Source organism: Rhizobium sp. Leaf262 (assembly GCF_001422245.1).
Classification (GTDB): domain Bacteria; phylum Pseudomonadota; class Alphaproteobacteria; order Rhizobiales; family Rhizobiaceae; genus Agrobacterium.
This window is the reverse complement of the sequence record NZ_LMMM01000009.1, coordinates 23,032-43,793: the sequence shown is the minus strand read 5'-3', so window position 1 is coordinate 43,793 and position 20,762 is coordinate 23,032. Positions and strand designations below refer to the sequence as shown.

Here is a 20,762-nt window from a genome sequence, read left to right as displayed (position 1 = left end):
GATGCTGCTGGGCCCCGGATCAAGTCCGGGGTGACGGTGGGGAGGCGGGCTTCGTCTTTCATTTCTTACCAATCAACAGAGGAAAACCACATGACGGAACAGACAGTAGCACCGCAGATCAAGGCCGTACCGGATACGATGACGGCGGCGTTTGATGATTTTATGGAGGCGTTCGAGGCCTTTCGCGAGACCAATGACGAGCGGCTGGGGGATATCGAGCGCAAGATGAGTGCGGATGTGCTGACCCGTGAAAAGCTTGATCGTATCGACAAGGCGCTTGATGACAACAAGAGGGTGATGGACGAGCTTTCGCTGAAGAAGGCGCGGCCTGCGCTGGGGCGCAAGGGTGCGGCCAATGCGGAGACGGAAGAGCACAAGGTGGCGTTCGAGGCCTATATTCGCCGGGGTGATGAGGGCGCGCTGCGTGATCTGGAGGCCAAGGCGTTTTCCAGCAGCGCGGGCGCGGATGGCGGGTATCTGCTGCCCAACGAGACCGATAGCGACATCGGCAGACGCATGGCGGTGGTGTCGCCGATGCGTGCGTTGGCCACCGTGCGGCAGGTTTCTGGTGCCGTGCTGAAAAAGCCGTTCGCGCCGAGCGGCATGGCGACCGGTTGGGTTTCCGAGACGGCGGCGCGACCGCAGACCAACACGCCCCAGCTTTCCGAGCTGACCTTCCCGACCATGGAGCTTTACGCGATGCCGGCGGCAACGCAGGGGCTGCTGGACGATGCGGCTGTCGATATCGAGGCATGGATTGCCTCCGAGGTTGATGTGGCTTTTGCCGAGCAGGAGGGCACGGCCTTCATTTCCGGCGACGGCGTGAACAAGCCGAAGGGGCTACTGGCCTATGACATGGTGGCGAATTCGGCCTGGGAGTGGGGCAAGATCGGTTATGTGGCGACAGGGGCTGCAGGCGCATTTGCCTCCTCCGGGCCGCTGGATGTGCTGATCGACACGGTCTATGCGCTGAAAGCCGGGCATCGCCAGAATGGCAGCTTCCTGATGAACCGCAAGACGCAGTCCACCTTGCGCCGGGCGAAGGACAACACCGGCAATTATCTGTGGCAGCCGCCAGCCTCTGCGGGCCAGGCGGCGCTTTTGATGGGCTTTCCGGTGGCGGAGGCCGAGGACATGCCGGATGTGGCGGCGGGCAGCACCTCGATTGCGTTTGGTGATTTCCGTGCCGGGTATCTGGTGGTGGACCGCACGGGTATTCGTATTCTGCGTGATCCCTATTCGGCCAAGCCTTATGTGCTGTTTTATACGACCAAGCGTGTGCGCAATATTAGCATTGTACACATTTTAAGAAAAAAGCTTTATGCCAAAAAACTTGTGAAAACAGATGCTTGAACTAAATCATTGCTCGCCCTGAAAACTCAACGGCGTTAACCCTGGGTTGTGTAAACAACTTATAGGAGTTAAGTAAATGGGTTTTAAGGTCTGGGGTAAGATCGATGGCAAGCGTTTCGAACAAGTGTTTTCAAGTGCTGCGGAGTGGCGTGCAGAGCGCAGCATGATTGAACGTGTTGCAGCAGTTGTTGTGTTGGGAATGGCGAGTGTTGAGGTATGAACATGCACGACATCTGCATCCGAGTGTTGACGACAGCACGCGTTAGTTTGTTGTTCGACGCTCCATTCTTCGGGAACCTTGTCACGCGCATGGCGCTGATTTCAGATGACAAATGTTCGAATATGCGAGGCCACTTTTTTGCCCTAACGTTCAATCCGGCGTTCGTCCGGTCCCTTACCCCTCTGACTCTTCGCAACAGAATAAAACTGGAAATCCTTTACTCAATTGAAGAGCGAATGATTGGCGACACGCTACGCTCCACAGTACAGCAGCATCCAGACGGCGAAACTCAGGCTATCGATAAGGACGTGCTGGCAGCCATTATTTCTGCTGCCGTGGCTGTGAACTGCGCTGGAATACCAGACTGGATTTTGAATTGGATAGATGAATGCGCGAGACCAATTGAAGAAAACGATCAATGGTGTTTTTGAGACTTTCCTCACCCTCCGACCTCCGCATATGGGCTGCGGATCAAGCGGGATGAGGATTTCAATCCAACCAACCGGCTGTCCGAATATGTCAGCGCGGCAAGGCGTGAACGGCGCGTGGTCGAAATTTAGTTATCGTTGTCGCCGGGCAGCTTGGCCGGTTCAACTTCGGCCAAGCGCTTCAGCAGGATGCTGAAAGAATCGTCAGTAGGCACGGTTTGAGATGAAGCAGATCGCGAGGTCTGCTTTATCATGTCGTGACTGAGATATCTTGCCAGTCGATGTGGCTGGTTCTGCATGAAATTTCCCTTGGTTCCCCGGCTACTAAATGACGAGGTCAACTTTAGGTTCCGCTCAAATAGGGACTTAAGTCCTAACCCGTTGCGAACACGATGAGAAAAACTCAATGGCGAGGATGGTCCTGAGCGCCGGATTAGCGCCTCATGATAAAGCCCAAGCAGTGGAGCATCTGCTTGGGCTTCGTTCGTAAGGAGTAAAACATGGCGTGCTTTAGCGGATATTTATGTCCCGGCTTAATTTCGTTGCGCCCGCATCGCGTCAAGCTGCAACTGCATCACCCACTGTTCTTTGGTGAGAATGCATTTCGATGTCGCTCCTGACAATTCGCTCGGTGTTGCACGTGGCTTGCGTTGGATCAGATTGGCGTCGAATGCTAAATTACCGGCTTGCCAAGGCAACGTTTCGTCTATCCGGCAAAAGCCGCCACTCGCATATATCACGCCGATTATCTGGATGAGGTTGGCAGTGCGGACAAATTCGTTGAAGTCGTCTTGCGTCAAGTTCCATGGCTCACCACGGCTATAGTGACGGACGGCGCGGAGGGAGCAAAAAACGCTTTCGAATTTGGTTTGCTTGGGCATGGTTGCCTTCTTGAAATACCGGTAAGACATCATTGCCCCACCAGCTGAGCAATCGGGACCACAGACCGGGGTTTGGATTAGTGATCCGCGTTATTTACTGCCGCCATTCAAGTGCAGGCGGGGGTAATAGAATGATTAGACCCATAAAAATAGAACAGGCATTACACTGACGAAGTAATAGATTGATTAGATCCATATACATATATGTATATGGACCCAACCAGTCCATCATTTCATCAGCGCAAAGCGCTGGCGGCTTCACGCATCGCTTCGCGTTTTTCGTTGGCACTCAAATCCGCTCATCTCTGCTACTCGCGGTCGCTTGCGCTCCTTCCGAATTGGGAAGTGATTACTTGTCTGTTGTCTGCGACGCTTGTGGTCGCTCCGCTCCCGGTTTCCGTTTAGGTTATTGAGTGTGTTGTCTCCGACGGGTCAGGGTTTCCGTCTGGCACTTCGTGAGGGTTCCGTTTTGGGGTTTAGTGAAAAACGCGCAGCTCGCCAGCCGTAATCCACATGCCGAAAAACGGGCTGGAAACACGTCAGAGAGCGTCACTGGCTGCGTCCGTGCGGTCCCAGCAACAACGCGCTTGCCCTACGCTGCCGCGCTGTACGGCGCTCTATGACTGGTTCTGAATGTGCAGAAAAAAATCGCAAAGCCGAACCGTTGGCAGTAACATAAATAAATCGGCAGCAATGCCAATGTTATCTCCAATAACATGGACCCGGATCGACGCTCAACACGATCCGGGTCAATACATTTTAATAATGACATCGTAAGAGCCAATATTTTATACTGAAAAAGTAAATACAGAATACAGCGTTGTTGAGCCAATCGCTGATTATTATTGGAGATATTTTATGAATTACCCACCAAAGCCTATCAAAGCGTCAGCTATCGACGTCATCCGTGCTATCACAAAGCAATCTGATCCTGTTGCAGTTTCCGCAGCTGTAGATGCTGCGCTTCTCGCACAGTACGCAAATGCACGCACCTATCAACTTCTCAAGAAGCGCACGTTCAATCTATCACCCGAAGAGTTCTTCGCGCTTATCACTCCAAGCCGCCGCCAGCGTATGGAGCAGCGCATGGCTGAAGGCCGTTTTGAGCGCTTCATGAAATCCAATTACGGTTACGTACTGACGTGGAAATCCCGCGCGGCATTTAAAGCTGGTGTGATGGACGCATCCACACCCTGCTACGTCAATCGTGAAGACGCTGAACGTGCTTGTCAGTTTGGCCCAGGTGACGAACACACCGCCGACAGCAAAGACCTTATCCGCAAGTCCCGAACTGGCAAAAAAGCCAGCGATGCTACACGAGCGAAAATGTCCCGCTCAAAGGTGGGCAAGAAGCTTGATGCCGAAACCTGCGCAAAAATTAGCGCTGGTCTGAAAGGCAGAGCCAAGTCTCCAGAGCAGATTGAAAAGATGCGTGAAGCTGCAAAGGCCCGATGGGCAAAGAAGCGTGTAGAGGAGAACCGCCCGTAACAAAGGGGCGGTTCCAAGTATCAGACGCCATAAACTGCCTCAAATTTGAAAACCTAATAAATACGACAGAAGAAATACAAGAAGGAGCAAACTCCCATGGAAGACAATTCCAAACTAATTGCGGACATTAATTATGCGATAGAAGCGCTTGATAAGGCCATTAAACATTACGAAGCCGATTGCACACAATCTCAGTTGCAGAGCGTAGAACAAGCTAATCGAAAAACGTTTATTTACCCTCATAAGATCATCGCGAATTTTCGCTCGGTCATCCGCGCTGTTTACGAAGAAAGAGAGACTGCCACAAGCACGGCACAAGTTCTCAACTTCGGTGAGGAGAACCGCAATGGCTAGGAAGGGTGAAAAGACCAGCGCAGATACACGCGCAAAGATGGCCGCAGCGCATAAGGCACGTCGGGCCAATATCAGAAACCAACTTGCCGCCAGTGAAGTTTGCAGCGTTGAAGCAGATAAAGACGGTCAGCACGTAATCGATAACTGCCATCGACGTTGCAAGACAGTCAGCTTGTGGTCACGCATCAAGGAACTCGTGCGAGGTGCGCGATGAGCGACACAACAGTTTTTAATATCAATATTTTCATCGGCCTCGACAAAGAAGATAATCCAGAGCCTCCACAAGAACCCGCACCATCTGCACCAAAGCGTCTTGACCCAATCTCGGAGCTGAAAGCCGCTGCGGGACCGGTTGTGCTGCAATATAAGGTGCGTTTTCAGAACTCGAATATTCCATTTCTCGATTTCAGCCGTGGTGATCGCCGCTGGCTTGGTCTGCTGTTGCAAGACCTTCAACGCATCTACATCGCAAGTCCAACTGATGCTGTGATCATGGGCACTAAGGCTTCCGTTCGCAATCGCTATCAGCAGGCGCAGACATGGCAGGAGTTTATCGATGGGATGGTCGCAGACAAAGTGACAAAGGGTTTCGATTTCACCGCAGGCCAGTTGAAGCATTTGCCTAAGCTGATCGAGGCGCTAAGCAAAGGAACGAAACTTGCTGGCTGTGGTCGTCTGGAGTTCGTTGATGAGAATGGGAAGGTGCTTTGATGAGCACCTATGAGCCGATCATCATCAACGGCAAAACCGTGTTCGTGCCGACATCGCAACCCGCTCAGCCAATTATGCCGAAAGCTCCTGTGAAGGGTAAAGTGCCTTACGCAAAACATGTCGGTCGCCGAAAGGGCGAGCGAAAGCGCTGGTACTAATGCTCGAAGGCCTTCTTCCGAATAAATGGGTGCTGCTATTAATGGCAGCGCTCATTGCCGCCTGCTTGCTCTTTTATCAGCGCAACGAAATCAACAAGGCCACGTTGCGCACGGCACAGACTGAACTCGCGCAGGCTCAGCGCGATCTCAAAATCCAGACGCAAACGATCAACGCCTTGCAGCGTGACGCAACCGTGCAAGCTGAACTGATGAAGCAGGCGAGCGCGGGTATTGCCGCAGCTAGAGAACAGGCGCTTAAAGACGCACGGGCGCTCATGCAGCGCGATCTTGGTAAGGAAGCAAACGTTGACGCTCTGGCCCTGCAGACCGCCGTCAACGAGCAATGGCGGCGCTACCTGCAAAATATACGGCTTACCAGCACAAAGTAACGCTTTTTAAAATCGACCATCAGGGCGACACCATAGAATTCAGCCTGTTAACGAGAACGCATCTTCTCCTTCATCTCTTCAATGATTTTAGGTGTTTGCAGGCGGATCTTCGCAAATGCATCATCAAACACTGTTTGCAAATGTTTCGGCGGAACGGCGAGCCACGCAGCGGCAACAGGCATGAAGCCCTCGATTACATCAAGCGGTCCTTCAAATGCTTCAGCTGATCGGGCATACCTCAAAACGTCTATCATCGCCGTCAAGTCCTTTGGCTTGATCTCATGGTCCAGCCGGTGGGCAAACTTGTTGCGAATAGTGTTCAGTTCAATAATGCCAGAGCGGACAAATGACGCGCTCGATCCAGTTTTCGGCAGCATGAGCGATTTCGCGTGGAGCTAAGGCGCATCTCGGCGATCTCTTCATGTCCGAAATGGTTCTCAAGAAAAAGATTTAGGAAATGCTCGACTACGAGATGCGCCCGCAATACCCGGCCAATCGTGTCATGCTCTCGGCTGGAAAGAGAAATGAATGTCTGGTTGACGTGGTCGAAATGCTCTTGAATTTGATCCCAGTAAGGCAAAAGCATTTCTATTGTCTCGTCGAAACCCTCTATGTCCCGCATTTTTATCTCCATTCTGCGTTCAGGAGACCATCGCAGATAGGCATTTCTTGAACAAGACTTGTCGTGAAATCCAAGGTACAGACGCAAGCATTTCAATTCTTCGACAGCCCCTCGATAGGGATGGTCGGAGTATTGTACTGGCCGATTGCGTGGGCAGTTGATTGCAGCTTAGCCAGCAGGTCAGGAATGTTTCGTGGTTCGATTTCGCGCCACGAAACAACGATCTTCCCAATCGGAATGCCTCGTCCGTCACGAACCCCGCATTGCAGCATTTCAACGCTGCCCATTTGCTTCATGCTGGCCCGTAGATAAGCACTGGTAAGCTGGTCACGCGTCCAGCGTCCGCATTCGGTCACTCCCGGCTTGGGGAAAAGAACCGCGTTTGTTTCAGCTGCGATGCTGCTAGGGATTTTCTGGAATTCTTCGGGGATATAGGCGATGCCCTCGCGCACGTACGGGCAATGGACGTTGGCGTAATTGAAGGGCACTCCACCAAGACCATAACTGCCGTTGCTGAACGTCCAGAATGTAGCACGGTCGGCACCAAACTCTTCTCCGATTTCATCAACAGCCGCGCATGTCAGCGCATCACGCGGAATGCTCTCTTGCAATCGCTTCGCTTCTTCCTCAGGCGGAATGGGCACAGTGATTGGCTCGATGAGCGGCTGTGTTGTCGTGATCTTTGATGCGAGGCGATCAGCTATGTCGATGATTTTAGAAGGGTCGGAAAAGCCCACGTAAACAAGCATTCCAAGGGCCGCGAACAGGCCGATGATGTTGATCGCAAGAAGCGCGTAGATGGGCTTCGCTTTGAATGTGTCAACGAACGAGGCGAACGCCGTAGATAGGTTAGAGAAGTCCATGCACTGCCTTTAGATATCTGGATCATCCAATATTTAAAGCCAGACAGCGCTTTGAAGGGTCATACGGAACGGATGGGTAAATACTGGCAGAACAAATAACAAGAAGGCCAGTCAAATGCCCGACTACAAGAACAAGCTTGAAGAGCGCGTACATAAGCAGGTTGGACCTGACTATCAGTATGAAGCTGAGTGGATCACTTACACGATTCAGAAGCGCTACAAGCCAGACCTAACACACAAGACAACCGCCGACATTATCGAAATCAAAGGCCGGTTCACGGCGGAAGATCGTACAAAGCATAAGGCTGTCAAGCAGCAGCATCCACACCGCAGTATCACAATCGTTTTTCAGAACCCCGATGCGAAGCTGAGTAAGACCAGCAACACCTCGTACGCGGACTGGTGCGACAAGAACGGCATCGCGTGGAGGAAAGCATGACGTTCAATTATTTCGTGTCAGTTGATCCCGCCGCAGTCCGTGAAGCTGAAACCGCAATCTTCCTCACAAGTGACGAACACAATTTCGGTTTAGGCCCGTTGTTCGAAATCGAGAGCGAGGATGAAGATTTCGGAATTGCCGGTCTGGATCATCTTCGCAAAGCAATCATCGCAAGCCGTGTCTATCGTGCGCTCAGCGGCATGAACTGGAATAACGTGAAGAACATCGTTTACGCCGACGACAAGTGTGGAGCAATCGTCGAGTTTCCAAACAAGGAAGCTGCAATGCTGTTCAAACTCTCACAAGGAGGCACAGCATGAGCCGACAGCTTTTCAAGCATTTCGACACGATCAGGGAGCAGAGGCAAATCCTGAATGACTGGTCGGCGTGGGAATACGATCTCAACGAGTATTGGCGAACAATGGACCTGTTTCCGCATCCAATCTCGACCTGCTTCAAGTTTATCAGTCAGGATTTTCAGGCGTATCTCGCCGTCATGCACCTAAACTTGGATCGGGCAGAGAAGCGGCTCAAGATCGCGGCAGGCATTGGTGGTGTTGTGGAAATTACTGATAGCCCACTGGCCCATGACATGCAGCTGGTAAGCGATCCTCGTAGCGCAAACGCATTGCTCGGCAGCAAACACCGCGTCCGCGACAACATCGCCCGTATGGACTTCTACGAGCGTTTTGGTCGCATGACAGATATCACCGCAAGCAAGTTGACAATCCAGCTAACCGAAAAGGCTGGTAATTCGGTTTCCATGCAGGATTTGTCTTTTGCATTCCTCAACCCGCGTTTCGATCCGGTAGTGGTCCTGAGTTTTGAGATTAAGGCCGACGCGATGTTATATCGGCTCTCGATATGAAAGTATCAAACACTAGTAGTGCTGGTCGAAGCTGCCTTTGAATACTTTGCTAACGCATTGGCAATCTGCATTTTTGTTGCTTTTTGGCGGCCTGGCTCTTTCTGATATTCCCTGTAAGCGTCGTCAACGCACCCATACATAGCCTTCAGCGCATTCCGAAGGTCGTCTAGGCTGTCCTCTGTGACGTTCACTCTCATGTCGTTTTTGTCGTACCCGTTCCTGTGCACGCAATCGTGCCGAGCCTCTGTCATTCGGTTGAGATAGGAGCGATTTTCGGCGGTTGGGAAAATGCTTTTATTGAGAACGGCTTTGTAAAGTTGATTAACGATTTCGAAGTTATGCCACATTAGATTTTGCAGCCGCTTCATAACCTCCACTTCAACGAGTTTTGGCTGTTGGGCAAACTCTGCCAGTGTGAACTTCATAGCTTTCAGCTCTCTGTCAGTGGAAACTAGTCGTAGCATGGCTTCCGTATCGTTGGAGACCAAACGAACAAGTCTACCATAGAGATACTGTTCAATCGCCGCAAAGTACGACGTCAATATCATTCGGTTTAACACACGTCGTGAACTCGCATCAATCGAAGCCTCGCTTAAGATAGCGAGGTCGTCCATCGTTCGTTCGAATGTCACCTCCGGCACGATCGCCATTTCATCAATCCAGTGCTCGAATGCGGCTGATTGGTCGAGAACGTTGTTCCCAACGATTACTTCTGAATCGTGGTGTCCTGAGATGGTGACCAACAACGCTGCCCCGTTATTCCGAACTTCAAGATCGATGTCGGAGCCACAAGTTGTACAGAGTATCTTTTGCCTCAGAATACCTTCTGCATCCTCAGGCTTTTCTCTGAGACCATCAAAGCCTGGGTCTTCTACCTCGTCTTCACACAGCGCACCGCACGAGGGGCATTTAAACGCTATCTCTCTTAGCAACACTTTGGCGACCTCTTCAACGTACGAGAATGTGGGATTGCACTGATTTGCAGCTCTTACTGCATGCCGGGGAGATCTGCTTGGTCGACCTGTTCGGTACCTGTCGATATGCCAAAATTGATCAACAGATCGCTGTCTATGTTTGAGGGGTTTCTATAACGGGAATGCTCTAGCAGTGTTTGTAGAACCATTCTGAGATACTTCGTGGCCATCTCGCGATGCTGTCTATATTGGCTGCGCTTCTTATCCTCGATGTCCTTGTTACGCTTTTTGGACGCGTTACCGTGGACAATATCGGAGCGGGTGCTGTAAAGCTGACTCATGTCGGAAAAGGCGGTGGCAGCATTGAACCGGCCGCCTGTCAGCTTTGCCAAACCAGCAACACGCATCCGTAGTTTGTACGTTATGCTGTCGGTTCGGTCGCCACTCAAAAGCAATTCGATCCCGATGATGGCGTCGAGAATTGCGTCCACATCGTCGTCACGTGTGACGCATGTGTTCAAACGCCGCAACGCTAGTTCCATGTTGTTTTGCTTCGCCGAGCGAACCTGCTTGTAGATATCCCTAACATCCGGCAGCAATTCATTTGGAATGGTCCGGACGGCGTCGTTTGACCAGAATAGGCTGCTATCGTAATCGCTCGGATAACGACGGTGTTCTGACGAGTATAGTGCAGGCAAATCCCACTTGTAGCCGTAAGCCCAGCCGCGCGGAACGTACAGCACTTGAGCATACCCACTAGTGGCATTTGTCGCGATCCGCAGGGCCGCAAAAAATTCATCTATTGTGCTAAAAGTGGCATCTGACGGATCGACTAACCTCAATGCCAACTGTGTACTCCGCATGTTGCGGATTGACCACCGGGTATTAACGAAAGCGTGTGTTGCTGACCCGATCACACTCTTCGAAACGCCGCCAAAGCCGAAGACATTTGCTGCTCTGGAAAGCTGAAGGGGCTTACGCATTCGAATGATATAGGAATCGTCATCAAGTCTAAACCTGTCAGCCTCGAAATGATGCATCAAGATCGGTACTGCTAGAGCAATCTGTAACGCTTCTTGGGTTACCGCAACTATGAAATGATGCACAACTGACCAAGCATGATGTGGATCATAGTCCTCTGTTCCGTACAAATCGAAATAGCGCTTCACGGCGTTCTCGATTAGATGCTTGGCTTCATAGTTGGCATCCCATTCCGATTCAAAACGGTGGCGCGTTGCAGGTGTCTCCCACATCATTGAACCAAGCTTGTCGCACGCTTTCAATTCTTCCGCAGGTAGTGCGCCAAATGGGCCCGACAAAATCGTGCCGCTTATCGCGTAATCAAAGTCGCGCTTTGCATCCTCACGCCAGTATCCAATCTCACCGAAGGACGGCATCTTGTTATCGCGGATAAACATTTCAGGATAGTGCGAAAGCTTTGTCATCGCTCTCTTTGCAAATGGCAGGCTAGCCTTATGCATAAGGCGAAAGGCGATGCCTATTTCGTTCGCCAATGCACTGCTTTGTTCCAATGATAAGGTAGGTTCCTCTTCCATAGTCTCTGGTTTGCTCCCCAACTTTCTGTTTGCGTTCTCCTGCATCTACAACGAATCAGTTGTACAAGTATATTCGCGGCAAATGATGGGGCGTTCAACGGTGCAAGAAATGAGAAGTAAGCAAGATAAAGCCAGCGGAAAAATCTGGTGGCTATGGTTCGGTTTTTTCGTGACATTTGGTTACGCTATACTGGTTGCCGTGTTCATTCACCAATATGAAGCTGGCTTCATTGAGCGTGTAGTCCAGTTAGATCTCAACGAAATCGGCGATTTCCTTGCCGGTATTTTTGCTCCGTTAGCATTTCTCTGGCTCTTCGTAGCCACCATGATGCAGTCCGAGGAATTGAAGCTGCAACGCAAAGAACTGACCGAAAACCGGGAGGTAATGCAAGAACAGGCCGACGCCGCTAAAGCGCAAGCCACGTTCATAGAAGCGCAGACCGCTGCAATGCAGAAGCAAACGGAACTCAATGAGCGGCAACTGGCCATGTCGTTGAAAGCTGGTGAGAGGGCGCATCGGATTGCGATGTTTGAAAAGCGGATAGAGATATATAACCGATTGATTTCGATTAGTAAATTAGATTTTGATTATAATTGGACTGTCAGCCAGAGTGTAGTCGACGACCTTTTCGACCTATCGAACCGATCAGAATTTATGTTCGATGATCCCTTCAATGATTGGCTGAATGAACTAGCAATCCACGTGAGAGATTTCAAAATCCTGCTTGACGAATATGATTGGAATCATAGCCGCAACAAAGCGCATATGTCAGAAGACGAATTATCGGCGATCAATGCCGCGCAAGATGAAAGGAGAGAAATGATCGTTCCTCTACGCGATTACATAAAAAGAGAACTTTCAGACAGCACCATCGTCGAAAAATTTGATATGTTCCTTGATCTAAATGATCCAGTAGAGCAGACAGACCCAATTACAACAGAAGAAGATGATAAGGCTGCCTGATTAGAAGCGGATCAACGTCAAAACAACGCGATATCCTGGTAGACCGATAATCAACACAGAAACTCACAAAGCCGCACAGAAATCACAGAAATCCGAAACCCGCGTATGTTAAGCTTGTGCAATCATAGGGCAACCGAAGATTTGAAAAGATTTGGCTGACGCTGCACCAGTGGGTTTAGAAATCAACCTATCTTTGCGGCTGCGAAGTAATATTTTTGGCACTACTGACAACGGACACTAATCGAATGTCAGAGGGTGCAATGCAACCAGTACAACCACAGAAGTTTGTCGCTTACTATCGTGTGTCCACGCAGAAGCAGGGCGCAGAAGGACTAGGCATTGAAGCGCAGCGTGCGGCGGTGAAAGCGTTCGCCAATGGCAATGTGATCGCAGAATTTACGGAAGTCGAAAGCGGCGGTAAAAACGACAGGCCGGAAATCACAGCAGCATTGGCCCATGCAAAGTCAAACAAGGCCACGCTATTGATTGCGAAGATGGACCGGCTATCGCGTAACAGCGCGTTCATCAACAACTTGCTGGAAGCTGGCGTGGATTTCGTCGCAGCGGATCAGCCACATGCCACTCCGTTGACCATTCGAATCCTAGCAGCGGTGGCACAAGAAGAACGTGAGCAGATCAGTAAACGCGTGAAGTTGGCACTGGCCGTTGCGAAACAGCGTGGCGTGAAGCTTGGCGGCGCCCATCAATCCAAAATGGATAAGGCGGATAACTTCGCAAACGCACTCACGGAAACAATCAGAGCACTCAAGGAAAGCGGCTTTGACACGCCAGCAGCAATTGCACGTCAGCTGAACAAGATGGGCATTACGACACCACGAGGAGCGCAATGGGGCGTTGGACAGGTAGTACGACTGCTGCTTAGGCTGGGCGACAAATCCAACGATCATTCGGTATGAGTTTTCTCCTCAAGCACCGGTAAAGCGATGTCATTCCTACCTTGCTTCCGAGCATTCTCCAGTTGAACTTTTAAGAGTTCATCTTGATAGCGCTGATGTCGAAAATACCAAGCTGACATTCCAGAGAAAGTCATGACGCTTCCCCAAATGAACAACCACTTCGAGAGATCGGTGTCTTGTTCAATGCGTTTGGCTAGTAACTCCATCTCACGACTTTGATTCTCGAAGTCCTGACCGGCCCTTTGCAACTGTTTAGTTTTTTCTTTTGTCTCACTGCGGGCTTTCTTCGCGTCATCGAACGCCGCCATCGCTTTTTTCGCGTCTTCAATCCTAGAGGGGTTTGCCGGATCGGAAGCCTTTGCCACCAAATCTTCCACCCGCTCCAGTTGATCCAGAACATCCTGCTGATCTGACTGCACTTCGCTATGGATCAGGTCAAAATTACTGTTAGCCTGCCCAGCCTTCAGCATTTGGGCGTCGATTTCGACCGAATGCTCTCTGGACGTCCAAAGACAAAAACCGATGATGATGATGCCACCTAGTGTCGTAAACTTGTACAGGTTATCGGTGGGAAGCTGAGGTATCATTTTTTTGCTCTTCCTGAGTAATCTTCGGTTGTCCTGATTCTTCAAAGGCTATTGATCGGATAGCACGGCAGCAATAGCGCTGCTGGTGCAAAGGTAGATCGAAGATGACTAACGCAATTGAACTTCTCAAGTCCGCAGCAACAGCCGGTGTAATCGGTGGCCAGAGCGCAGTTGATATCTTTTACAGCAAACTTGAAGAACAGAAGAAGTTTGCGGCTGAAGTAAAGGATGGCAAGGAACATAAAACACGCAGCCTCTGGTTCAGAAAGGATCGCGACGGTTACGTGGTTCGCATCGGACGCGCCGCGCATGAAATCGCAGGCGCTCGCTTGTTCCGCGCAAAGGACTTGGACGGCGTGGTCGAAATCCTGACAGCTGCAAAAATGGCAGTGGAGCAGGACAAGAAGCTGCAAGAGGCTATCGCCAAGCACTCGGCTGATCGCAGTGAACGCCTCAAGGCGGGCCGAGCGAAGAAGAAAGCGAAGTAATCGAAAACTCCGCTTGCGCAATCGGAGTGGCCTCGGCAGCAATGCCGGGGCTTCATGCTCATTGCCTGTCCTTGACCTTCACAGGCCGCCACACAATGCGCTCTGGCGCTCGGTCAAAGCCATCTGGCTCCAAAGTAATATCACACGCGCCGGGACTACATTGTTCGCACCTGAACTTCATCGTGCGGTAGTCTTTGTGTCTGCCGTAGACGCCGGATAGATCGCTGGCAAAAGCCTTGGCCTGTCGCTTGCATTGTCTGCAAGTTGCGACAACCATCATTCGTTTCTCAGCGGCATATCCAAGGCTTCTGTCGGGCATAAAGCAAAATAGAACGTAACGAGAACGCGCGCAACTGGATTGATGCGCAGCTGTGGGCGTATGTGCCAGGCCAAGCTTCAGAGCAGTCAAGGAAACGCGTGAAGGGTAGGGCGCAAAGCAACTGCTGCAACGCCAGCGGCGCTAGCGGACGAGCCTCCTAAGGTGTTTTAGGACGCACGCATACACTCACCCCCCTGTGGCTACCGCTAAAAACTCATATGTACGTTTACCTGCTGATACGGTTTTAAAATCGTCCAGAAGTTATGGCTGGCTCGTATCTTCTCTGTCCAAGAAGTCTTTCAACATTTTATCAACTTCCTCAGTCGTGGTCTCACGCGGCTTTGGTGCGGCGACCGCTGCCGCTTTTCGGTCTGCTCTGAACTGTTCAAGAGATTTCTCACCCCATGGAGAGCAAAGTGGTTCATCGACGAAACTCGTGGCCCGGCAGAAACTAATCTTGCCAGTCATCGTATCGATTCGCATTACTCCATCGTTTTCCGTGGTGATCGCATATCTCGGCGCGGAGAGCCAAATGCTGCCTGCGATTAGTATACCAGCGATGATGATTGCGAGGGCTGTCTGGTTCATCCAATAAATTTACCACTCAATCGTTCCCAACGCGTGAATTCTGCGGTCAGTGCCCTACGGCGGGCTTGTAATGACGAGCTTCCCAAATTCTAAGTAACGTTATCTGATTTGCCCAGAGCATCGCGGCTCTTGACCGAACGATATTCCGCAACCTAAGTGTGCTTCGGGGATTCTGGGGGCATATTGTGATCAGAAAAATCTTGGACGGGGTGAATGCCTTCTGGAAGTGGGCAACGTCTCGCGAAACCATCTTTGCGCTCGTATGCGGCATCGCCGCGGCGTATTTCGCCTACGCTTCTCTTCAGCCTTTTTTCCCAGCTCCTGATGTCACTAAGGATGGGCGTTATATCTTTCTGCTGATCGGTATCATGTTTCTTCTCGCGCCTTTTGCCAGAAAAGTAGAGATTGCTAAGGTGTTTTCGTTCGAGAGTCGCCTTGCAGAAGTAAAGGCTAAAGCGGAAAGTGCGGAAATTAAGGCTGAAACGGCGCAGACAGAAATCCGACACCTCCAAGTAGTCCAGGCAACGCTGACCAACTCACTTAGCAGCGTAAATTCAAACGCCAATGCCAACAGCGTCTACCTCCAGTTCTATAACGAGAGCAAGGAGGCTGCTCTACGCGGCCTCGGCGGATCAGGCATCGGGGTAAGCGCAGCTTCAAACTCTCCAGTCACCGATGACCCTGGCCCCGATTGTGGTCAGCCATCTGAACCGAATGCGCCGTCTGCCAGCTCAAATGATGCAACGCTCGCTACGGTTCAACAAGTTGAACGGTTGGAAGGTGACAGCGCTTTAGCAAAACTACTAATCCTTAGACGCGAGATCGAAGTCGTTTTACGCAGTGCACTCGGTAAAAGTTTAGATATTCATCGAACGCGTAAAGACGCGAAATTTCTAAGCAGCAGGCAGTTGTTCAACATGCTTTTGATAGACAAACCAAGTTCTTCGCGCTTGGCCCCAAGTTTTGATTTTTTCATCAACACTGGAAATGCCGCTGCGCACGGTCAGGTCATTCCTGAAAACGTTCTAAATGATGCACTTCACGTAGGCGTTGAACTTCTTAGGCAAATCCGTAACTTGGCGGCCGAAATCTCGGAGTGAAAATCGACACCGCGAAAGCTTCCTCGCGCCTTATGACCATCATTCATTGAATGGCGCTGGGAGCACCTACCGTGAAAATGATCGGCCCGGTTTTTACACCGGGCGGAGCACCGTCAAACGACGATATCGCGGTTATGGCCCTCAGCCATCCACTCAGTCTGATCCTTTTCATTTGTAAAGAGCAGCCAAATGTAATGCTTGACCTCGCCAGCCTTCTTGTAGCCAACACGAATGATCCACGGTGAGTCAACCAACTCACTTGCCGCTTGTCTAGCCGCATCCATGATTGTCGCGGTATAATCCGGTGCGACCGCTGACAGATCGTATGCGAGCTGGCGCGTGGACTGCGACAGAAGGTTGTTCAATTCCCCAATATCTTTTCTCGCCCGCTCGCCTAGATCATAATAGGTGGTGCCAGTAACGGCATGGCTGACTTCAATGATCCCCTTATAGAGACCAGCAGAAGTGAAGTCTTGAACCACTGCATCCTGAGTGTGGCCCGGGTTCACGCTGTTTTGGAAATAATAAGTCATAACTTCTCCATATGTGACAGTTCACCCGTTCGTTTGAGACACGGGCGCGCATCGCGTTTTGCGAATTGGCGACGAATGCGGTTTTGAACCGCTAAGGCCTTCATCCTTCGTCTGGTCACGGAGCAAGTAATTCGGCTCAGTGATGCGCTTGTATCTGAATACAGCGCTAACGGCTATATCATTGTTGAAATTAGGTTAACGCCGATTTCTCGTATCATTTTTCTGCTCGGTTTCCTGCTTTTTCGGGAAGTGAAAAACACGCGCGAACGCTTCTAGGTCCACCTGCATGTAAGCGGGTTTTTCCTTCCTCGGCTTCACAATTTTTCTCACCATCACTTCTTGCCCTTCTTTCCCGTCTTTGGCGGTTCAAATTTGAATGCGTCCCAATAGATCTCCGGCTTCTTTTTGCGAATGCGCTTGACCTTTGGTGTTTCTGGGATCGGCTTGAATGCGTCGTAGTTGAGTTTCATCGTTGTTTTCCTGCTGTTGAGCACATGGGCGAACAGGCCGGATCAATCCGGCCCGCTGCGTTTCGGGAGGCGCGTTTAATAGAGGCCAGAACGTTCAACTCCGCTGCCACGCGGGACCGACCATCGCCGGTCACGCAATGCGGGGTTACTCCGACGAACTCACCTTTTACGAACAATCGAAGGTGGCGCTTGCCGCGTCTGATGCTGTAGTCACCAGACGCTTCAAGTGCCGCCATGATCCGCTTGGGAACATGATGCCTTCGTGTCATCGGATGAGCTTGTTCGGGCCATGATCGAGGATTTTTACCATTATTCCGCCCATCCTCGGATCATTGCGAGGTACGCGAATGGTGTTACCTGCTCGATGTCGCCTTCGTCCCAAACGTCGAGAATGTCATTGGAGAATTGAACAAAGCGAGCGCTACCGGCAATGTTGTCCATGCAGAAAACGCCTTCGTCGTCCCCGCTCCGATGCGCTGCCGCCACGATGGGCGGAGCAGCGCGCCCTTCGGTAATCGCGATGCGCTCTTTGTTCATTTGCGCCTGATGACTGTCGAAGCAGAAGAACGCACCGTCCTCATGTCGTTCCCACCGGAGAACCACATTACCGTTGAGAAGAACATGATAACCACCGGCATAAGGTGCGAGGGTCAACTGATCAGCATCACGAAACAAGTCCTTAATCGCTGCTTCTGTCGCAGGAAGCCACGAACTGAACGGGATTTGCAGCGGCGCCGTCACAACTCCGTCGATTGCGTCAGGGAGCCAGCCGTTGGTCTGGAGGACATGGCGCTCATTAGGCCAAAGGTGCGTACTGCCACAGAACAGCGGCGCGTCGGGCGGAGACGTTGGAGCCTCACCCCAGGTAAACACGTGGAAATCGTTGACGTTCACGCCGAACAACGAGTTTTGCCCGCCGCTGAACGTGGACGTGATGGGGGTCAGGGTAGTTTTGAGGGTGATAGCCATAAAGTGCTCCATGCACGCGACCGATCACCGGGGCGATATTGCCAGCGGTGCAACTCGGTCTCCGGCTGGTCAGCAGCGCGGCGGTCGCTTTGAGTTGGTGACTATTCGAGGCATCGAACCTCGTGAAGCGCCCTATACGCACAGTCTTAACGACGGCATGGAGATGCGTCGTTGGCTCTGTGTTAGCCGCGCCGATCAGGAAATGCAATATTTTTCTTTTTCGGAAGTATTAACTTGGTTAATTCGCCGATGGCTGGTCGATTTGCTTGATTTCTTCCGCTGTTGCTTCGATCACATTATGACGAGCGTTTGCGCGGGCCAAGAAGTCGCCAAATCCATGCGTGACATTCATATCGATCTTCTGTTCCTGCGCAGCGGCAGAAACATTGTACGAAAGGATGCGGCTGGAAGCTTGCAGACGCACCATTTCATTGGTGCTGGTCATTGCCAACTCATAAAGGTTGTCCAGCATTTCCGGCGACATATACGCGGCTCTCTCTTTCAGTTCAGCCGGTGTCTTCGGGCGACCGTTGGGGTTGCCGGATTTGCCCTTTTTGAAACCGATGGCCTTCAAGTGGTCATGTGTGGCTTCGTCTACCTTGATTTTCTTCTCTTTTTCTTTGACTGCCATTATTCCTCCAGCAGTGTGCCGCCGATTTGGCGAACAAAATCCTGGGCATCTGTGTCGTGCAGGAAGTTGATACGGAAGTGATCGCTACTAGTTTCGTAGATGTCGTATTCGGTAATGTCGTTACGCTCTAGCCAGCCACCATAACGACTGATCACCCATTGCTTGACAGCAGACAGCTTCAGGTCAGGATCGATTGCTGTATCAGGGTTCTCTTCGAACCAACCGATTAGTTCGCCACGCTTCCATCCACTGGCGATGTTCATATGTACTTTCATATCGTGATACCTTCTCGTCGTTCGGTAGCAAATTCCAATTATTTACGCTGCCTAATCGAGAAAGCGCCCCAAACGCCCCCGGGCAGCGTGCCGATACTCATTTGAAGCGCTCATATTCACGTCACTGGTAAATATCCGGTCTTAAACTACCGGTTGATTACTCATGGCAATGACAAAGGAGCAAGAAGCGCAGTTCGACGCGCTGCTCGACATTTATCGCAAGGATATTCCAGCGTTCGCGCTCGACATGTTCGGCTCGCAGCTGCGCCCAAAGCAAATCGAGTTCTGCAACGCATTTCTCGAAAACAAGCGCGTCACGTTCAAGGGTGGCGTTGGCTTCGGCAAGACGCACGTTCTTGCGGTCGTGGTGTGGTGGGCTTTGTTCTGCTGCAAGGGCGATACTAAAGTCAGCTTGTTCGGACCCACGCAAGACAACCTCACCAACGGTATCTGGAACGAGGTTGAACTTCTCTACAATCGCATGGACCCGTTTTTTCAAGACGGTTTCGAATTCTCTGCGACCGAAGCAAAACGCACCAACAATTCAGCTGCTTGCTATGCGACGTGGCGAACGATCCCGCTGCCCGAAAAGATGGGTTCTATAGCGGGTATTCACGCAGACAACAATTTCATCTTCGTGGACGAGGCCGCCGATGTCGATGATATCGCATTTGAGAAAGCGCTACAGAACCACCTTACAGCTGACATCAACCCGAAACTCGTCCTGATTTCAAACCCTCGTAAAGCAAGTGGGTTCTTCTACGAAACATGGCGCGGCAACATTGCAGAGCAGTGGACGAAGGTCCACGGCAAAATGACCGACAATCCCCGCGTAACGCAGGAAGACCTTGAATACGAAGCTAAGCAGCGCGGCGGCAAAGGGTCTAACTCGTACATCGTCAACGTCGAAGGTGATTTTCCTACTGACAGCGAAGAAGGTCTTATTCCGGCATCGCTGATCGAAATGGCGATTGAGCGCAAGGACGTTGGATTACCGAGTCCAAGCCGTCCGAAGATTTGGGGCGTCGATCCAGCTGGTCCCGGTCGAGATCGTTCGACCATCGTCAAGCGACATGACAATCACATCGTTGAGATGCCGATTGAATATCGCGGCCTCAACATCGTTCAGCTTTCCTACAAGATCAGAGACATGTGGATCGCTCTGCCGCTAGCGGAGCGCGATCACACCATCATCGCAGTTGACGCCAATGGCTTAGGCCGTGGTCTGTACGACAACCTACAGCACTTCGGCGTCAATGTTGCAAAAGTCACCACGCAAAGCAGCCCAACACGAGTACGCGAAGCAAAAGAGCAATTCGCTAAGCTGCGCGATCAGTTGTGGTGGCAGGTAAGGGAATGGTTCGAAACAGAAGACGTTTCAATTCCCTACTGCATGGACCTGATCAGAGAATTGAAGTCTCCGACGTGGGCCTACGACAATCGCGGTAAAACGAAGGTTGAAGGCAAAGAGGAAATGAAGAAGCGCTTGAAGGTGTCACCGGATTACGCGGATGCATTGTGCCTGACATTTGCAGTCGATGAGAAGCGATACATCGGCAAATACTCGTGGAAACACTCGATCAGACCGGACGATCTTCGTTGGGCTGAATAAGCGCAAGAACGCGCAAACCCAATAAATATCTCAATAAACTCATAAAAATGAGAAGGGCGGGCCAA

General features: G+C 51.2%; 31 protein-coding genes. 16 read left to right on the top strand and 15 right to left on the bottom strand.

The window, feature by feature from the left end; genetic code table 11:
- The first annotated feature begins 90 nt into the window (after positions 1–90).
- The 3 genes from ASF29_RS10860 to ASF29_RS10855 all read left to right on the top strand — a co-directional run bounded on the left by ASF29_RS10860 (position 91) and on the right by ASF29_RS10855 (position 2,004).
- Positions 91–1,353: a phage major capsid protein gene (locus ASF29_RS10860; protein WP_062450715.1), complete on the top strand. Its 1,263-nt coding sequence runs from the start codon at positions 91–93 to the stop codon at positions 1,351–1,353.
- Between the two features lie 76 nt (positions 1,354–1,429).
- Positions 1,430–1,573, top strand: coding sequence for a hypothetical protein (locus tag ASF29_RS24685; RefSeq protein WP_200925532.1), 144 nt, complete (start codon positions 1,430–1,432; stop codon positions 1,571–1,573).
- Between the two features lie 89 nt (positions 1,574–1,662).
- A complete protein-coding gene (locus ASF29_RS10855; RefSeq protein ID WP_156462630.1) occupies positions 1,663–2,004 on the top strand; it encodes a hypothetical protein in 342 nt (113 codons plus the stop codon).
- A 125-nt stretch (positions 2,005–2,129) separates the two neighbouring features.
- On the opposite strand, the gene ASF29_RS24360 is transcribed toward ASF29_RS10855, so the two are convergent.
- Together ASF29_RS24360 and ASF29_RS10850 are read right to left on the bottom strand one after the other, a co-directional pair.
- On the bottom strand, positions 2,130–2,300 hold the full coding sequence (locus tag ASF29_RS24360; protein WP_156462629.1) for a hypothetical protein: 171 nt from the start codon (positions 2,298–2,300) through the stop codon (positions 2,130–2,132).
- A gap of 234 nt (positions 2,301–2,534) precedes the next feature.
- Positions 2,535–2,882: a hypothetical protein gene (locus ASF29_RS10850; RefSeq protein WP_156462628.1), complete on the bottom strand. Its 348-nt coding sequence runs from the start codon at positions 2,880–2,882 to the stop codon at positions 2,535–2,537.
- Between the two features lie 858 nt (positions 2,883–3,740).
- On the opposite strand from ASF29_RS10850, the gene ASF29_RS10845 reads away from it, so the two are divergent.
- The 5 genes from ASF29_RS10845 to ASF29_RS10825 all read left to right on the top strand — a co-directional run bounded on the left by ASF29_RS10845 (position 3,741) and on the right by ASF29_RS10825 (position 5,982).
- Positions 3,741–4,370, top strand: a complete 630-nt coding sequence (locus ASF29_RS10845; RefSeq protein WP_062450712.1) for a hypothetical protein — start codon at positions 3,741–3,743, stop codon at positions 4,368–4,370.
- Between the two features lie 96 nt (positions 4,371–4,466).
- Complete coding sequence (locus tag ASF29_RS10840; RefSeq protein WP_062450711.1) at positions 4,467–4,724, top strand: hypothetical protein; 258 nt, start codon at positions 4,467–4,469, stop codon at positions 4,722–4,724.
- Between the two features lie 210 nt (positions 4,725–4,934).
- The gene (locus tag ASF29_RS10830; RefSeq protein ID WP_062450709.1) at positions 4,935–5,435 is read left to right on the top strand and encodes a hypothetical protein; all 501 of its coding nucleotides are present in this window, start codon (positions 4,935–4,937) and stop codon (positions 5,433–5,435) included.
- Complete coding sequence (locus tag ASF29_RS24355) at positions 5,435–5,593, top strand: hypothetical protein (protein WP_156462627.1); 159 nt, start codon at positions 5,435–5,437, stop codon at positions 5,591–5,593. The genes ASF29_RS10830 and ASF29_RS24355 overlap by 1 nt, the downstream gene beginning before the upstream one ends.
- The gene (locus tag ASF29_RS10825) at positions 5,593–5,982 is read left to right on the top strand and encodes a hypothetical protein (RefSeq protein WP_062450708.1); all 390 of its coding nucleotides are present in this window, start codon (positions 5,593–5,595) and stop codon (positions 5,980–5,982) included. Before ASF29_RS24355 ends, ASF29_RS10825 begins: the two co-directional genes overlap by 1 nt.
- Positions 5,983–6,029: 47 nt before the next feature.
- Here the strand turns inward: ASF29_RS10825 and ASF29_RS10820 are convergent, their stop codons facing one another.
- From ASF29_RS10820 to ASF29_RS10815, 3 genes are all read right to left on the bottom strand, one after another.
- Positions 6,030–6,359 carry a hypothetical protein gene (locus ASF29_RS10820; RefSeq protein WP_062450707.1) on the bottom strand — a complete coding sequence of 110 codons (330 nt, stop codon included), beginning with the start codon at positions 6,357–6,359 and terminating at the stop codon, positions 6,030–6,032.
- Positions 6,302–6,604, bottom strand: coding sequence for a hypothetical protein (locus ASF29_RS24350; RefSeq protein WP_156462626.1), 303 nt, complete (start codon positions 6,602–6,604; stop codon positions 6,302–6,304). The genes ASF29_RS10820 and ASF29_RS24350 overlap by 58 nt, the downstream gene beginning before the upstream one ends.
- A gap of 92 nt (positions 6,605–6,696) precedes the next feature.
- Complete coding sequence (locus ASF29_RS10815; RefSeq protein ID WP_062450706.1) at positions 6,697–7,467, bottom strand: hypothetical protein; 771 nt, start codon at positions 7,465–7,467, stop codon at positions 6,697–6,699.
- 61 nt (positions 7,468–7,528) lie between these two features.
- On the opposite strand from ASF29_RS10815, the gene ASF29_RS10810 reads away from it, so the two are divergent.
- From ASF29_RS10810 to ASF29_RS10800, 3 genes are read left to right on the top strand one after another with little or no spacing between them, the layout of a single operon-like run.
- The gene (locus ASF29_RS10810; protein WP_280136424.1) at positions 7,529–7,906 is read left to right on the top strand and encodes an endodeoxyribonuclease; all 378 of its coding nucleotides are present in this window, start codon (positions 7,529–7,531) and stop codon (positions 7,904–7,906) included.
- On the top strand, positions 7,903–8,226 hold the full coding sequence (locus ASF29_RS10805) for a hypothetical protein (protein WP_062450704.1): 324 nt from the start codon (positions 7,903–7,905) through the stop codon (positions 8,224–8,226). Before ASF29_RS10810 ends, ASF29_RS10805 begins: the two co-directional genes overlap by 4 nt.
- Complete coding sequence (locus ASF29_RS10800; RefSeq protein ID WP_062450703.1) at positions 8,223–8,774, top strand: hypothetical protein; 552 nt, start codon at positions 8,223–8,225, stop codon at positions 8,772–8,774. The genes ASF29_RS10805 and ASF29_RS10800 overlap by 4 nt, the downstream gene beginning before the upstream one ends.
- Before the next feature lie 5 nt (positions 8,775–8,779).
- Here ASF29_RS10800 and ASF29_RS10795 read toward each other — a convergent pair whose 3' ends face one another.
- Both ASF29_RS10795 and ASF29_RS10790 read right to left on the bottom strand, forming a co-directional pair.
- Positions 8,780–9,709 carry a hypothetical protein gene (locus ASF29_RS10795; RefSeq protein ID WP_062450702.1) on the bottom strand — a complete coding sequence of 310 codons (930 nt, stop codon included), beginning with the start codon at positions 9,707–9,709 and terminating at the stop codon, positions 8,780–8,782.
- A gap of 53 nt (positions 9,710–9,762) precedes the next feature.
- Complete coding sequence (locus ASF29_RS10790) at positions 9,763–11,133, bottom strand: HEPN domain-containing protein (RefSeq protein ID WP_156462625.1); 1,371 nt, start codon at positions 11,131–11,133, stop codon at positions 9,763–9,765.
- A 49-nt stretch (positions 11,134–11,182) separates the two neighbouring features.
- On the opposite strand from ASF29_RS10790, the gene ASF29_RS10785 reads away from it, so the two are divergent.
- The gene (locus tag ASF29_RS10785; protein WP_156462624.1) at positions 11,183–12,208 is read left to right on the top strand and encodes a hypothetical protein; all 1,026 of its coding nucleotides are present in this window, start codon (positions 11,183–11,185) and stop codon (positions 12,206–12,208) included.
- A gap of 260 nt (positions 12,209–12,468) precedes the next feature.
- Positions 12,469–13,125, top strand: a complete 657-nt coding sequence (locus ASF29_RS10780) for a recombinase family protein (protein WP_062450699.1) — start codon at positions 12,469–12,471, stop codon at positions 13,123–13,125.
- Here ASF29_RS10780 and ASF29_RS10775 read toward each other — a convergent pair.
- Positions 13,113–13,712: a hypothetical protein gene (locus ASF29_RS10775; protein ID WP_062450698.1), complete on the bottom strand. Its 600-nt coding sequence runs from the start codon at positions 13,710–13,712 to the stop codon at positions 13,113–13,115. The two genes, ASF29_RS10780 and ASF29_RS10775, sit on opposite strands and share 13 nt — an antisense overlap.
- Before the next feature lie 104 nt (positions 13,713–13,816).
- Here ASF29_RS10775 and ASF29_RS10770 point away from each other — a divergent pair, with 104 nt between their 5' ends.
- Positions 13,817–14,200, top strand: coding sequence for a hypothetical protein (locus ASF29_RS10770; RefSeq protein ID WP_062450697.1), 384 nt, complete (start codon positions 13,817–13,819; stop codon positions 14,198–14,200).
- Between the two features lie 580 nt (positions 14,201–14,780).
- Here ASF29_RS10770 and ASF29_RS10760 read toward each other — a convergent pair.
- The gene (locus ASF29_RS10760; RefSeq protein ID WP_062450695.1) at positions 14,781–15,107 is read right to left on the bottom strand and encodes a hypothetical protein; all 327 of its coding nucleotides are present in this window, start codon (positions 15,105–15,107) and stop codon (positions 14,781–14,783) included.
- 185 nt (positions 15,108–15,292) lie between these two features.
- On the opposite strand from ASF29_RS10760, the gene ASF29_RS10755 reads away from it, so the two are divergent.
- Complete coding sequence (locus ASF29_RS10755) at positions 15,293–16,207, top strand: hypothetical protein (protein WP_156462623.1); 915 nt, start codon at positions 15,293–15,295, stop codon at positions 16,205–16,207.
- A 113-nt stretch (positions 16,208–16,320) separates the two neighbouring features.
- Here ASF29_RS10755 and ASF29_RS10750 read toward each other — a convergent pair whose 3' ends face one another.
- From ASF29_RS10750 to ASF29_RS24605, 6 genes are all read right to left on the bottom strand, one after another.
- Entirely contained in the window at positions 16,321–16,740 is a 420-nt protein-coding gene (locus ASF29_RS10750; RefSeq protein WP_062450693.1) for a hypothetical protein, read from the bottom strand.
- 332 nt (positions 16,741–17,072) lie between these two features.
- A complete protein-coding gene (locus tag ASF29_RS24345; protein ID WP_156462622.1) occupies positions 17,073–17,210 on the bottom strand; it encodes a hypothetical protein in 138 nt (45 codons plus the stop codon).
- Positions 17,211–17,519: 309 nt separating this feature from the next.
- A complete protein-coding gene (locus ASF29_RS10745) occupies positions 17,520–18,179 on the bottom strand; it encodes a hypothetical protein (RefSeq protein ID WP_062450692.1) in 660 nt (219 codons plus the stop codon).
- Positions 18,180–18,417: 238 nt separating this feature from the next.
- Positions 18,418–18,810 (bottom strand): DUF5681 domain-containing protein, encoded by a 393-nt coding sequence (locus tag ASF29_RS10740; RefSeq protein ID WP_062450691.1) that lies wholly within the window; start codon positions 18,808–18,810, stop codon positions 18,418–18,420.
- Positions 18,810–19,073: a hypothetical protein gene (locus ASF29_RS10735; RefSeq protein ID WP_062450690.1), complete on the bottom strand. Its 264-nt coding sequence runs from the start codon at positions 19,071–19,073 to the stop codon at positions 18,810–18,812. Before ASF29_RS10735 ends, ASF29_RS10740 begins: the two co-directional genes overlap by 1 nt.
- 169 nt (positions 19,074–19,242) lie before the next feature.
- Positions 19,243–19,584, bottom strand: coding sequence for a hypothetical protein (locus ASF29_RS24605; protein ID WP_162237893.1), 342 nt, complete (start codon positions 19,582–19,584; stop codon positions 19,243–19,245).
- Here ASF29_RS24605 and ASF29_RS10730 point away from each other — a divergent pair.
- Positions 19,567–20,697: a hypothetical protein gene (locus tag ASF29_RS10730; RefSeq protein ID WP_162237892.1), complete on the top strand. Its 1,131-nt coding sequence runs from the start codon at positions 19,567–19,569 to the stop codon at positions 20,695–20,697. The two genes, ASF29_RS24605 and ASF29_RS10730, sit on opposite strands and share 18 nt — an antisense overlap.
- The last annotated feature ends 65 nt before the right edge of the window (positions 20,698–20,762 follow it).